This window comes from Salmonella sp. SAL00653, from assembly GCF_046552515.1.
GTDB lineage: Bacteria > Pseudomonadota > Gammaproteobacteria > Enterobacterales > Enterobacteriaceae > Salmonella > Salmonella enterica.
The window spans coordinates 32,948-46,048 of sequence record NZ_JBGDTY010000014.1; the positions used below are offsets into that span (position 1 = coordinate 32,948).

The 13,101-nt window shown below is 53.7% G+C and carries 17 protein-coding genes; 8 read left to right on the forward strand and 9 right to left on the reverse strand.

The features are described 5' to 3' along the window. Positions 1–17 precede the first annotated feature (17 nt). The 7 genes from rpoN to ACLJRU_RS16175 are packed head-to-tail and all read right to left on the reverse strand — an operon-like array spanning position 18 to position 5,890. Complete coding sequence (rpoN, locus tag ACLJRU_RS16145) at positions 18–1,451, reverse strand: RNA polymerase factor sigma-54 (RefSeq protein WP_023235317.1); 1,434 nt, start codon at positions 1,449–1,451, stop codon at positions 18–20. Positions 1,452–1,498: 47 nt separating this feature from the next. Continuing rightward, positions 1,499–2,224: an LPS export ABC transporter ATP-binding protein gene (lptB, locus tag ACLJRU_RS16150; RefSeq protein WP_000224104.1), complete on the reverse strand. Its 726-nt coding sequence runs from the start codon at positions 2,222–2,224 to the stop codon at positions 1,499–1,501. Positions 2,225–2,230: 6 nt separating this feature from the next. Continuing rightward, positions 2,231–2,785 carry a lipopolysaccharide ABC transporter substrate-binding protein LptA gene (gene lptA / locus ACLJRU_RS16155; RefSeq protein WP_000669770.1) on the reverse strand — a complete coding sequence of 185 codons (555 nt, stop codon included), beginning with the start codon at positions 2,783–2,785 and terminating at the stop codon, positions 2,231–2,233. After that, positions 2,754–3,329 carry an LPS export ABC transporter periplasmic protein LptC gene (gene lptC, locus ACLJRU_RS16160; protein WP_000047845.1) on the reverse strand — a complete coding sequence of 192 codons (576 nt, stop codon included), beginning with the start codon at positions 3,327–3,329 and terminating at the stop codon, positions 2,754–2,756. The genes lptA and lptC overlap by 32 nt, the downstream gene beginning before the upstream one ends. Beyond that, positions 3,326–3,892: a 3-deoxy-manno-octulosonate-8-phosphatase KdsC gene (kdsC, locus tag ACLJRU_RS16165; protein WP_001540969.1), complete on the reverse strand. Its 567-nt coding sequence runs from the start codon at positions 3,890–3,892 to the stop codon at positions 3,326–3,328. The genes lptC and kdsC overlap by 4 nt, the downstream gene beginning before the upstream one ends. Before the next feature lie 20 nt (positions 3,893–3,912). Then, positions 3,913–4,899: an arabinose-5-phosphate isomerase KdsD gene (kdsD, locus tag ACLJRU_RS16170; RefSeq protein ID WP_000018617.1), complete on the reverse strand. Its 987-nt coding sequence runs from the start codon at positions 4,897–4,899 to the stop codon at positions 3,913–3,915. Between the two features lie 13 nt (positions 4,900–4,912). Beyond that, positions 4,913–5,890 carry a calcium/sodium antiporter gene (locus ACLJRU_RS16175; RefSeq protein ID WP_001540967.1) on the reverse strand — a complete coding sequence of 326 codons (978 nt, stop codon included), beginning with the start codon at positions 5,888–5,890 and terminating at the stop codon, positions 4,913–4,915. Positions 5,891–6,102: 212 nt separating this feature from the next. Between ACLJRU_RS16175 and mlaF the strand changes: the two genes are divergently transcribed. From mlaF to murA, 7 genes are all read left to right on the forward strand, one after another. Beyond that, complete coding sequence (mlaF, locus tag ACLJRU_RS16180; protein WP_000531566.1) at positions 6,103–6,915, forward strand: phospholipid ABC transporter ATP-binding protein MlaF; 813 nt, start codon at positions 6,103–6,105, stop codon at positions 6,913–6,915. Between the two features lie 7 nt (positions 6,916–6,922). Then, positions 6,923–7,705, forward strand: coding sequence for a lipid asymmetry maintenance ABC transporter permease subunit MlaE (gene mlaE / locus ACLJRU_RS16185; RefSeq protein WP_000925786.1), 783 nt, complete (start codon positions 6,923–6,925; stop codon positions 7,703–7,705). Positions 7,706–7,709: 4 nt separating this feature from the next. After that, on the forward strand, positions 7,710–8,261 hold the full coding sequence (gene mlaD, locus ACLJRU_RS16190) for an outer membrane lipid asymmetry maintenance protein MlaD (RefSeq protein ID WP_001193591.1): 552 nt from the start codon (positions 7,710–7,712) through the stop codon (positions 8,259–8,261). An 18-nt stretch (positions 8,262–8,279) separates the two neighbouring features. Further along, positions 8,280–8,915 carry a phospholipid-binding protein MlaC gene (mlaC, locus tag ACLJRU_RS16195; RefSeq protein WP_023235316.1) on the forward strand — a complete coding sequence of 212 codons (636 nt, stop codon included), beginning with the start codon at positions 8,280–8,282 and terminating at the stop codon, positions 8,913–8,915. Further along, positions 8,915–9,211 carry a lipid asymmetry maintenance protein MlaB gene (mlaB, locus tag ACLJRU_RS16200; RefSeq protein WP_000188844.1) on the forward strand — a complete coding sequence of 99 codons (297 nt, stop codon included), beginning with the start codon at positions 8,915–8,917 and terminating at the stop codon, positions 9,209–9,211. Before mlaC ends, mlaB begins: the two co-directional genes overlap by 1 nt. A 187-nt stretch (positions 9,212–9,398) precedes the next feature. After that, positions 9,399–9,653, forward strand: coding sequence for a BolA family iron metabolism protein IbaG (gene ibaG, locus ACLJRU_RS16205; protein WP_001518349.1), 255 nt, complete (start codon positions 9,399–9,401; stop codon positions 9,651–9,653). Positions 9,654–9,706: 53 nt separating this feature from the next. Then, complete coding sequence (gene murA / locus ACLJRU_RS16210; protein WP_000357288.1) at positions 9,707–10,966, forward strand: UDP-N-acetylglucosamine 1-carboxyvinyltransferase; 1,260 nt, start codon at positions 9,707–9,709, stop codon at positions 10,964–10,966. 58 nt (positions 10,967–11,024) lie between these two features. Here murA and sfsB read toward each other — a convergent pair whose 3' ends face one another. Together sfsB and ispB are read right to left on the reverse strand one after the other, a co-directional pair. After that, entirely contained in the window at positions 11,025–11,312 is a 288-nt protein-coding gene (gene sfsB / locus ACLJRU_RS16215; RefSeq protein WP_000444167.1) for a DNA-binding transcriptional regulator SfsB, read from the reverse strand. Between the two features lie 232 nt (positions 11,313–11,544). After that, positions 11,545–12,516, reverse strand: coding sequence for an octaprenyl diphosphate synthase (gene ispB, locus ACLJRU_RS16220; RefSeq protein ID WP_001047354.1), 972 nt, complete (start codon positions 12,514–12,516; stop codon positions 11,545–11,547). Between the two features lie 257 nt (positions 12,517–12,773). Here ispB and rplU point away from each other — a divergent pair, with 257 nt between their 5' ends. After that, entirely contained in the window at positions 12,774–13,085 is a 312-nt protein-coding gene (rplU, locus tag ACLJRU_RS16225; RefSeq protein ID WP_000271396.1) for a 50S ribosomal protein L21, read from the forward strand. The last annotated feature ends 16 nt before the right edge of the window (positions 13,086–13,101 follow it).

Consider the following 13,101-nt stretch of genomic DNA (forward strand, 5'->3'; position numbering starts at 1 on the left):
CTTCCTTATCGGTTGGGTCAAACCAGCTGTTTGCGTTGGTTTGACGGCGGAATGGATAAAGACTCTCGGTACTTCGCAACAGTGCGGCGCGCCACCATGATACCTTGTTCTGACAGCAGAGAGGTTAACTTGCTGTCGCTCAGTGGTTTCGCGGGGTTTTCCGCCGCAATTAACTTCTTCACCAGCGCACGAATCGCGGTGGAAGAGGCTTCGCCTCCGCCTTCGGTATTGACGTGGCTGGAAAAGAAATATTTGAGTTCAAAAATACCGCGCGGGCTGTGCAAATACTTCTGCGTGGTCACGCGGGATATAGTGGATTCGTGCATCTCGACGGCCTGGGCGATATCCGCCAGTACCATCGGTTTCATATATTCTTCGCCCTGTTCAAAAAAGGCTTGCTGTTGCTCGACGATGCAGCGACTGACGCGCAGCAGCGTGTCGTTGCGGCTTTCAAGGCTTTTTATCAGCCACTTCGCATCCTGTAAATTACTGCGGATGAACTGGCTGTCGGCATCGTTGCGCGCGCTGTTACACATGGCGGCATAGTGCTGGTTAATCTGTAAACGGGGAATACTGTCGCTATTAAGCTCCACCGTCCAGCGACCGTTATGCTTGCGTACCAGCACATCCGGGATAACGTACTCCGGCTCGCCGGTCTGGATCGATTGACCGGGTCTGGGATCGAGCGACTGAATCAGGTTTACCGCCTCTTTCAGCACCTCTTCTTTCAGTCGGGTAACGCGCATCAACGTGCGGAAATCGTGGTTGGCCAGCAGATCAAGGTGATCGCAGATAATGAGCCGCGCCTTTTCCAGCCACGGCGTGGATTTGTCGAATTGTGAAAGCTGGATCAGCAGACAGTCGCGAAGATCTTTTGCCGCGACGCCTACCGGATCAAAACGCTGAATGCGCTTCAGAACGGCTTCAACCTCATCGAGATCCACCTCTACATCGCCCATGCTTTCGCGAATTTCATCCAGGGATACGGTGAGATAGCCGGTATCATCTACCGCGTCGACAATGGATGTCGCAATAGCGCGATCGGTGTCCGAGAAGGGCGTTAGCTCAACCTGCCACATCAGATAATCCTGCAACGACTGCGTCGTTTCGCCCTGATAGACGGGCAGCTCATCGTCGATATAATCGCCGCTGGGGCCGGACGGCGTCCCGGCGGTGTAAATTTCATCCCAACTGGCGTCAAGCGGCAGCTCTTCCGGCATCTCTTTTTGTTCGAGCGCGTCGGCGGTATCGAGAGGATCGTTATCCTGAGGTTGCTGAGTGTCGATTTCGTCATGAAGATCGGTTTGCTCAAGCAGCGGGTTATTTTCCAGCGCTTGCTGGAGTTCCTGCTGAAGTTCCAGCGTAGACAACTGCAACAGACGGATGGCCCGTTGTAGCTGAGGCGTCATCGCCAGTTGTTGGCTAAGCCTGAGTTGCAAACCTTGCTTCATATTCAGAGTCGTTTTCTCCCGCTAGAGCAGCATAGCCCTCTACCCTATCAGAGTCTGAAGTCTTCCCCAAGATATACACGCTTAACGTGTTCGTCTTGCAGGATTTCTGTCGGCGTACCGTGGGCAATAAGATGGCCCTGGCTCACGATATAGGCACGTTCACAGACTGCCAGCGTCTCACGGACGTTATGGTCGGTGATCAGCACGCCGAGCCCGCTATCGCGCAGATGCTCGATAATGCGTTTGATGTCGATAACGGAAATCGGGTCAACGCCGGCAAAGGGTTCATCCAGCAGGATAAATTTGGGATTAGCGGCCAACGCGCGGGCTATTTCTACACGACGGCGTTCACCACCGGACAGCGCCTGTCCCATGCTGTCGCGCAGATGCTCGATATGAAACTCTTCCATCAGCTCGTTGGCGCGGTCTTCTCGCTGTTCTGCGGTCAAATCGTCACGAATTTGCAGTACCGCCATCAGGTTATCAAATACGCTGAGACGGCGGAAAATAGAGGCTTCCTGCGGCAAATAGCCGATACCGCGGCGCGCGCGCGCGTGCAGCGGCAGCAGACTGATATCTTCATCATCAATGATGATATTGCCCGCGTCACGCGGCACGATACCGACGACCATATAAAAGGTGGTGGTTTTACCCGCGCCGTTTGGACCGAGCAGCCCGACAATCTCCCCGGAGTTAACGGTCAGACTGACATCTTCCACTACGCGACGGCCTTTATAGGCCTTCGCCAGATTCTTTGCAGTTAATGTTGCCATAACGAATTAGTTACTCTTCTTTTGCGCCGGAGTCTGGCCTTTGTTTTTGTCTTGCAACTGCGACGGTACCAGAACGGTAGTGACGCGCTTGCCTTTCTCGCTGAAGGCCTGCATTTTCTGCTCTTTCACCAGGTAGGTGATTTTGTCGCCGGTAATGTTGCTGTCAAGCTGCTCCAGATAAGCGTTGCCGGTTAGCACCACAAAATCTTTCGCCAGCTCGTAATGCATATGGGAAGCGTGGCCTTTCACCGGCTTACCGTTGTCCTGCATCTGGTAGAAGGTGGCCGGATTGCCGTAACCGTCGATCACCTCTTTCCCCTGTTCGCCGCCAGGGCGGGTAACCACGACTTTATCGGCGTTGATCTTAATCGTGCCTTGGGTCATCACCACGTTGCCCGTAAAGGTCACGACGTTGCCTTGCATATCCAGCGACTGTTGATCCGAGTCAATATGAATAGGCTGTTCGGTATCGCCCGTGACGGCGAAAGCCGGAATGCTGGCGGCCAGCAGCGAGCCGGCAAGCATAAGATTAAGGCTGAGTTTGTTTGTTTTGAATTTCATAAGAGGTTCTAACCTTTTCAATCAGCTCGGCGTTCTTGCTGCGTAAGTTACCGCGCATTTTCAGTCCGCTGGAGTTAAATGTTGTGCCGTATAACGTCACCAGATCGTTCGAGGTAACATCCTGCGTCACCAGATTAATCTGCGCGTTATCGGTGGTAATTCTGCGTAATTGAGCGTCAGGCACCAGGGCGTTGACTTCAACATGGCCATACAGATAGAGCATCCGATCGTTAGTCAATTTGGCTTTATCGGCCTTGATCGACCATGTCGGCACTTTATCCTTATCAAAGGTGGTTAATACCGGTTGCGTAAACCATGAGACCGCCTGATCGGAAAAATATTCAACGTGCTGCGCGATCAGACGATAGCTCAACGCGCCTTCCGGACTGTACACGACGGTATCCGTATGCTCGCTTTTATACGTGGGATCGTTGCTGTTGACCATCACGGCAGCAGGATCGTCTTTATCCGCCAGATTGATACCAATCAGTACCAGAATGGCCAGCGACAGTAGAATGATAACCCAACGTCTGGTTTTACTCATATCGATTGCCCTTTGGCCTCATCCAGCTTGCCCTGCGCCAGCAGCAGCAAATCACACACCTCACGTACCGCGCCGCGCCCGCCGGCAATGTGCGTCACATAGTCAGCGCGGGGGATCAGCAGCGGATGCGCATCCGCAACGGCAACGCTTAACCCCACTTTTTCCATCACCGGCCAGTCAATCAGATCATCGCCGACATAGGCAACATTTTCCGGCGCGATGGTCAGTTTTTCCAGCAGATCGCTAAAGGCGATCAGCTTATTCGACTGTCCCTGATAAAGATGGACGATCCCCAGCGTGGCGCAGCGATCTTCTACAAGTTTAGCCTTTCGTCCGGTAATAATGGCAACCTCGATATTGGAGGTCAAAGCACAGCGAATACCATAGCCGTCACGAACGTTGAAAGCCTTCAGCTCTTCGCCGTTATTGCCCATATAAATCAGGCCGTCAGACAATACGCCATCCACGTCCAGGATGAGCAGGCGGATATTCTCCGCTTTGGTCATGACATGGGTGCTGACGGGGCCATAACAGGCCGCAAGCGACGCACCTGCTTTACTCATCGTTAATTATCCTTGAGTTTCTACACGACGCCTGCACGCAGGAGATCATGCATATGTAACACACCGAGTAACTGGTCGCCATCAGCAACCAGTACGGAGGTGATATGGCGGGACTGCATTAAATTCAGCGCATCGACAGCGAGAATACCGGGACGCACGCGAATGCCCCCTGGCGTCATCACCTCGGCGATCCCCAACTGGCGCATATCGCCGCCCATATCGAATACGCGACGTAAATCGCCGTCGGTGAAGATACCGTCGATCTTCATGGATTCATCGCAAATGACGGTCATACCGAGATTTTTACGCGTAATTTCTAACAGCGCATCACGCAGGGTGGCATGTTTATTAACATGCGGGATCTCATCGCCAGTATGCATAATATCGCTTACGCGCAGCAGTAGCTTACGTCCCAGCGCGCCGCCAGGATGCGACAGAGCGAAATCCTCGGCGGTAAAGCCGCGCGCTTTTAACAACGCCACAGCGAGCGCGTCGCCCATCACCAGCGTTGCGGTGGTACTACTGGTAGGCGCCAGTCCTAACGGACACGCTTCTTTGGGCACTTTAACACACAGATGCACATCTGCCGCACGCGCCATGCTGCTTTCCGGTCGCCCGGTAATGCAAATTAACGGCACGTGCAGACGTTTAAGTACCGGTATTAGCGCCGCGATCTCGCTGGATTCGCCGGAGTTGGAGATAGCGATAACCACATCCTGCGGCGTAACCATCCCCAAATCGCCGTGCGCGGCTTCGCCCGGATGTACAAAAAAGGAAGAGGTGCCGGTACTGGCGAACGTGGCGGCCATTTTCCGTCCGATATGACCGGATTTTCCCATCCCCATGACCACCACTTTTCCGGTGCAGTTGAACATTTTTTCACAGGCCAGCGTGAAATGCTGGTTGATATATTGATCAAGCTCCGCCAGGCCTTCACGTTCAATTTCCAGGACCTCTTTGCCTGCCTGCTGAAAGTCAAACCCCGGTTGCAACGCTAAATGCGACATAATCCGTTTCCAGTTATCCAACAAGAAGTGGCGATAGCCAATAGAGCATCGCCAGCCATACGATAAACCCGCCGGTCAGCAGTATACCTGCGCCCCGACCAATCTGACGCGGATGCCGCCAGCAAAGTAAAGCGAAAACCACGCTAACCAGCAACATCACGCTATAATCTCGCCCAAACGCCAGCGGGTTGATCTCCCCCGGCGCGATCAGCGCAGGCAGTCCCAGCACGATGGCGAGATTAAAAATATTGGCGCCAATGAGATTACCAACGGCAATATCATTTTCGCCTTTTCGCACGCCGGCAATCGCCGTCGCCAGTTCTGGCAGACTGGTGCCGACGGCGATGACTGTCAGACCGAGCGTTAATTCACTCATGGCGAAATAGTTCGCCAGCACCGTAGCGTTATCGATTACCATGCGCGTCGCCATCGGCATGATGACCAGCGCAATGCCCAGCCATAAGAGCGCGACGGGGAGCCCGCCTTCGCGCGGTAGCTCCGCCAGTTGTTCGCGGGTGAGGCTGTCATTCCCCTGGCGTTCGGCCAGACGCGCGATTTTAACAATGAATAACAGCCATAGCACAGCCAGAAGCAGGAGAAAGATACCATCACTGCGACTTAACTGTCCGTCATGCAGTACGGAACCGGCTACCACGCTAACAAATAACATTAATGGCAATTCGCGACGTAGAACATCGGAATGCACGGTAAATGGACGAACTAGCGCCGCCAGCCCTAAGATCAGCAAAATATTGGTGATGTTAGAACCGAGCGCCGCGCCGACGGCCAAATCGAGCTGACCGTGTAGCGATGCGGCGACCGATACAATAATTTCCGGCAGCGAGGTGCCGATACTCACGACCGTCATCCCGATGATCAGCGGGGGAATACCGAATGTACGGCATAAAATAGAGGCCGCAAACACCAGACGATCGGCGCCGTAGGCCACCAGAAGCAAACCAATTATGAGTAGCGCCATCGCTAAAAGCATCTAAAGTCCTTTCTTCAGGTATACTCGCCGGTCCCCTAGAAGGGATATCTGGAAGCCGTAACGAAGTCCTAATTTTGACTTTATGCGGCTAAAAAGTAAAACGAATGCCAGCTTTCGCTAACCCTGTCAGTTAATATTCTGTAATTATGTCGAACCCATGGTTAAATTCAGCGCCATGGTTACCTCAACAAGGCAATACGAAGGATGAATCAATGGGTCAGTCTGCGGCCAATTTAGTCGATATGCGCGACGTCAGCTTTTCCCGTGGCGAACGCTGCATTTTCGATAATATTTCCCTGACGGTGCCGCGCGGGAAGATCACGGCGATCATGGGGCCGTCGGGCATCGGTAAAACCACGCTGTTGCGCCTGATTGGCGGACAGATCCCGCCGGATAAGGGCGAGATCTTATTTGATGGCGAGAATGTGCCGGCCATGTCCCGTTCGCGGCTCTACACCGTCCGCAAACGTATGAGTATGCTGTTTCAGTCGGGAGCACTGTTTACCGACATGAACGTGTTTGACAATGTGGCCTATCCGCTACGGGAGCACACCAATTTACCCGCGCCGCTGCTAAAAAGCGTCGTGATGATGAAACTGGAAGCTGTCGGGCTGCGCGGCGCGGCAAAACTGATGCCTTCCGAGCTCTCCGGTGGGATGGCGCGTCGCGCCGCGTTGGCGCGCGCCATCGCTCTGGAACCGGATCTCATCATGTTCGATGAGCCGTTTGTCGGCCAGGACCCGATTACCATGGGCGTTCTGGTGAAGCTGATTTCAGAATTGAACAGCGCGCTGGGCGTGACCTGCGTGGTGGTCTCGCATGATGTGCCAGAGGTGCTCAGTATTGCTGATCACGCCTGGATCATGGCGGACAAAAAAATCGTCGCTCACGGTAGCGCTCAGGCGTTGCAGGAGAATACGGACCCGCGCGTGCGTCAGTTCCTTGACGGCATTGCCGACGGGCCGGTTCCGTTCCGCTATCCGGCGGGCGACTATCACCTTGATTTACTCGAAACAGGGAGTTAAGCCACTCATGCTGTTAAATGCGCTGGCAGCACTCGGACACAGCGGGATCAAAACCGTCAGGACGTTCGGGCGCGCCGGGTTAATGTTATTCAATGCGATTATCGGTAAGCCGGAGTTTCGCAAACATGCGCCGCTGCTGGTGCGCCAGCTTTATAATGTGGGCGTCTTGTCGATGCTTATCATTATTGTCTCCGGCGTATTCATCGGTATGGTGCTGGGGCTGCAAGGCTATCTGGTTCTGACCACTTACAGCGCGGAGACCAGTCTTGGCATGTTAGTGGCGCTTTCGCTGCTGCGCGAGCTGGGGCCGGTGGTCGCGGCGTTGCTGTTTGCCGGGCGAGCCGGGTCGGCGTTGACGGCGGAAATCGGCCTGATGCGGGCGACGGAGCAGCTCTCCAGTATGGAGATGATGGCGGTCGATCCATTGCGCCGGGTGATTTCGCCGCGCTTTTGGGCGGGCGTGATTTCATTGCCGCTACTGACCATTATCTTTGTGGCGGTCGGTATCTGGGGCGGCTCGCTGGTCGGCGTAAGCTGGAAAGGAATCGACGCCGGGTTCTTCTGGTCCGCGATGCAGAATGCCGTCGACTGGCGTATGGACCTGGTGAACTGTCTGATAAAGAGCGTGGTGTTCGCCATTACGGTAACATGGATTGCGTTATTCAACGGTTATGACGCAATACCGACTTCTGCCGGGATTAGCCGGGCAACGACGCGTACCGTGGTTCACGCATCGTTGGCCGTTCTGGGGCTGGATTTTGTGCTGACCGCACTGATGTTTGGGAATTGAGTTCATGCAAACGAAAAAAAATGAAATTTGGGTAGGCGTTTTTTTGCTGGTAGCGTTGCTGGCGGCGCTGTTTGTTTGCCTGAAGGCGGCAAATGTGACCTCTATGCGCACGGAGCCGACCTATAAGGTTTATGCGACCTTCGATAACATCGGCGGTCTGAAAGTGCGTTCCCCGGTACGCATCGGCGGGGTGGTTGTCGGGCGGGTTGAAGATATCTCGCTTGATCCGAAAACATACCTGCCGCGCGTAACGCTCGACATCGAAGAGCGTTATAACCATATTCCCGATACCAGCTCGTTGAGTATTCGTACTTCCGGACTGCTGGGGGAGCAATATCTGGCATTAAACGTCGGTTTTGAAGATCCTGAGCTGGGAACGTCTATCCTCAAAGATGGGAGTACGATTCAGGACACCAAGTCTGCAATGGTGCTGGAAGATATGATTGGTCAGTTCCTCTATAACAGCAAAGGCGACGACAATAAGAATTCTGGCGATGCGCCAGCCGCAACGGAAGGCCATACTGAAGCCACAACGCCCGCGGGCGAAACGAAATAATCTTAGGAGAATTGAGGCATGTTTAAACGACTGATGATGGTGGCCCTGCTGGTCATTGCGCCATTAAGCGCAGCAACGGCAGCGGATCAGAGCAATCCTTATAAACTGATGAACGAGGCGGCGCAGAAAACTTTTGATCGCCTGAAAAACGAACAGCCGAAAATTCGTGCCAATCCGGATTACCTGCGAGACGTTGTTGATCAGGAGCTTCTGCCGTACGTGCAGGTAAAATATGCCGGCGCGCTGGTGTTGGGCCGCTACTACAAAGAGGCGACCCCGGCGCAGCGTGAAGCCTATTTTGCAGCGTTTCGCGAATACCTGAAACAGGCCTACGGTCAGGCGCTGGCGATGTACCACGGCCAGACTTACCAGATAGCGCCTGAGCAACCGCTGGGCGATGCGACCATTGTGCCTATCCGTGTAACGATTATCGATCCCAACGGTCGTCCGCCGGTACGCCTGGATTTCCAGTGGCGCAAAAACACTCAGACCGGCAACTGGCAGGCGTATGACATGATTGCGGAAGGCGTCAGCATGATCACCACCAAGCAAAATGAGTGGAGCGCTCTGCTGCGTACTAAAGGCATCGACGGCCTGACCGCACAACTGAAATCTATCTCTCAACAGAAAATTACTTTGGACGAGAAACAGTAATGACGCCGCAACTCACCTGGACGCGTGAGGCGGACACTCTGGTGCTGGCCGGAGAGCTGGATCAGGACGTGTTGGCGCCGCTATGGGACGCGCGCGTAGAAGCGATGACTGGCGTTACCCGTATCGACCTGAGCCAGATCTCCAGGGTGGATACGGGGGGACTGGCGCTGCTGGCGCACCTTGTGAACCAGGCAAAAAAGCAGGGCAATGCCGTGTCGCTGTCTGGCGTTAACGACAAGGTTTACGCGCTGGCGCAATTATATAACTTGCCCGAAGACGTACTTCCCCGTATGTAATGAATGCCGGATGGTTTATCCGGCCTACACTTCGCATGATCCCCGTAGGCCGGATAAGTTGCGTTAGCAGCACCATCCGGCACTTTTACCGCGCTGATTTATCAGCGTAATCTTTTGCTTATTTAAGACGGCGCGACTTTGCTCTAAGATGTTGGGCTGTTTTCACTATTTGACGAATAAAGAACCCATGGAAAATCATGAAATTCAGAGTGTGCTGATGAATGCCCTCTCCCTCCAGGAAGTCCACGTCTCCGGCGATGGCAGTCACTTTCAGGTTATTGCCGTGGGCGAGATGTTTGACGGCATGAGCCGGGTCAAGAAACAGCAAACGGTCTATGGGCCGCTAATGGAGTACATTGCGGACAACCGTATCCATGCCGTATCGATCAAAGCATATACCCCGGCGGAGTGGGCGCGCGATCGTAAACTTAACGGATTTTAAGCTACGGGTAACCTGCCGGTAGCGGAGATGAATGCTTAACTGAGAATACAATAATGGATAAATTTCGTGTACAGGGGCCAACGACGCTCCAGGGCGAAGTCACAATTTCCGGCGCCAAAAACGCCGCGCTGCCGATCCTGTTCGCCGCTCTGCTGGCAGAAGAACCGGTAGAGATCCAAAACGTTCCAAAACTGAAAGACGTGGATACGTCGATGAAGCTCCTGAGCCAATTAGGCGCGAAAGTGGAACGCAATGGATCGGTACACATTGACGCCAGCCAGGTGAACGTGTTCTGCGCGCCTTATGATCTGGTTAAGACCATGCGCGCCTCGATATGGGCGCTGGGGCCGCTGGTTGCCCGTTTTGGTCAGGGACAAGTCTCTCTGCCGGGGGGCTGTACTATCGGCGCGCGTCCGGTTGATCTGCATATTACCGGTCTGGAACAACTGGGTGCGACCATCAAGCTGGAAGAGGGCTACGTAAAGGCCTCCGTAGAAGGGCGTCTTAAAGGGGCGCATATCGTGATGGATAAGGTCAGCGTCGGCGCGACCGTCACCATTATGTGCGCCGCTACGCTGGCGGAAGGGACGACCATCATTGAAAACGCCGCGCGCGAGCCGGAAATTGTCGACACCGCTAACTTCCTGGTTACGCTGGGGGCGAAGATCGCCGGGCAGGGCACCGATCGTATTACGATCGAGGGCGTAGAGCGTCTGGGCGGCGGCGTTTATCGTGTGCTGCCGGATCGTATCGAAACGGGGACTTTCCTGGTGGCGGCAGCGATCTCTCGCGGCAAAATCCTCTGCCGTAACGCGCAACCGGACACTCTGGACGCGGTACTGGCGAAACTGCGCGATGCTGGCGCGGATATCGAAGTGGGCGAGGACTGGATTAGTCTGGACATGCACGGCAAACGACCGAAGGCGGTCAATGTCCGTACCGCGCCGCACCCGGCATTCCCGACCGATATGCAGGCGCAGTTCACGTTGCTGAACCTGGTGGCGGAAGGGACGGGCTTTATCACTGAAACCGTCTTTGAAAACCGTTTTATGCACGTGCCTGAACTCAGCCGCATGGGCGCGCGTGCGGAAATTGAAAGCAATACCGTCATATGCCATGGCGTAGAAACGCTCTCTGGCGCCCAGGTCATGGCGACAGATCTGCGAGCATCTGCGAGCCTGGTGCTGGCGGGCTGTATTGCGGAAGGCACGACGATTGTGGATCGTATTTATCACATCGATCGCGGTTATGAGCGCATCGAAGACAAACTGCGCGCGCTAGGCGCGAATATTGAACGCGTGAAAGGCGAATAACCTTCTGTACGCTGAATAACCCCCGCGAACGCGATTGCGGGGGTTATTTTACAGGCACTTACTCTACATTCTGTTTGTCTTTATTACGCGCTCTCATAAGCCGCGTTCTGTCGATAAACTCATGCGTGCGCGGATCGTGATAACGCGATGGCCAAATAACCCAGGGTTCCGTTCCCAATGCTTTCGCGATAATCAACTCTCCTTTCGGCCACGGGCGCGTTAATGCATTGGCCAGCGTGGATGAACTCAATCCATTCCGACGTGACTCAGCGGCCATTGAAGTCCCTTTTTTACGTAGTCCGGCAATGATATCGGCCGGATGCCAGTCAATAAGCTTGCTTTCCATACATCCATCACTCCTTAGATTAATCACTTACGGTTTTAACAACCCGACGACGTTCGATACTATAACGCTTCGTGAAGGAATGTTCTAAAAAGTTCATGTAAGTGGCGGCAATATTCAGAATATGCCAGGGGAAGCCGTATATGAATATACGAAAAGACAGGCAATAGGGTATCTGGAGTTTATTAGAACTTAATGGGATATCCCGCGCAGTGCGCGGGATAAAAGAATGGCATCAACGATCGCGCTGCACCGCGATGTGTGCGAGACCGATTAGCGCCTCACGCCATGGGGTATCCGGCAATATCTGCAACGCGGATATCGCTTTGTCGGCTTCTTCTTCCGCTCGCTGACGCGTCCATTCCAGCGAGCCGCAGGTGGTCATCGCTTCCAGAACCGGTTCCAGAAGATGACGGCCATTACCTTGTTCAATAGCGGTACGGATCATCGCTGACTGTTCTGGCGTACCGTGGCGCATGGCGTGAAGCAACGGTAAGGTAGGTTTGCCCTCATTGAGGTCATCACCCACATTTTTACCGAGATGCTCGCCGTCGGCACTGTAATCCAGCAGATCGTCAATGAGCTGGAAAGCCGTACCAAGGTAGCGGCCATAGTCCTGCAACCCTTTCTCTTGCTCAGGCGTACAACCGGCAAGAATACCGGAGCACTGGGCGGCGGCTTCGAACAGACGGGCCGTTTTACTGTAAATCACCCGCATGTAATTTTCTTCGGTAATGTCCGGGTCATTCACGTTCATCAATTGCAGCACTTCGCCTTCTGCAATCACATTGACCGCTTCCGACATCACTTCCAGCACTTTTAACGAGCCGAGGCTGGTCATCATCTGGAAGGCGCGGGTATAGATAAAGTCGCCGACCAACACGCTGGCGGCATTACCGAAAGCGGCATTTGCCGTCGCTTTGCCGCGACGCATATCGGATTCATCCACCACATCATCATGTAGCAGCGTCGCCGTGTGGATAAACTCGATCAGAGCGGCGATAGTCACGTGCGCGTTACCCTGATAACCCACCGCACGCGCGGCAAGAACGGCAATCATCGGACGAATGCGTTTTCCGCCGCCGCTAATAATGTAATATCCTAGCTGATTAATCAGTTGAACGTCGGAATTAAGCTGTTCAAGGATTGTCGCATTGACACCCGCCATATCTTGCGCGGTTAACTCGTTGATTTTTTCTAAATTCATCGCAAAAGCCGGGCTTATCGCCCCGATTATCCCATGTCTGAATGAGGTAACGTAGGGTTTATGGTTAGAAATATACCCTGATTGTACTGAAAAAACGCCGCAGATAAACGTTACCGTATGCGTTGTGTTTTTTTTCTTCATGTATTGATGGTAGCACTTGTCAAAGCCGTGCAATTTGCGTAATATTCGCGCCCTATTGTGAATATTTATAGCGCGCTCTGAATCATTGAAAGGTGTGCGCGGAAGCGGAGTTTTTTATGTACGCGGTTTTCCAAAGTGGTGGTAAACAACACCGAGTAAGCGAAGGTCAGACCGTTCGCCTGGAAAAGCTGGACATCGCAACTGGCGAAACTATCGAGTTCGCTGAAGTTCTGATGATCGCAAACGGTGAAGAAGTCAAAATCGGCGTTCCTTTCGTTGATGGCGGCGTAATCAAAGCTGAAGTTGTTGCCCACGGTCGTGGCGAGAAAGTTAAAATCGTTAAGTTTCGTCGCCGTAAACACTACCGTAAGCAGCAGGGCCATCGTCAGTGGTTCACTGATGTGAAAATTACCGGCATCAGCGCTTAAGATTAGGGGAGCAGAT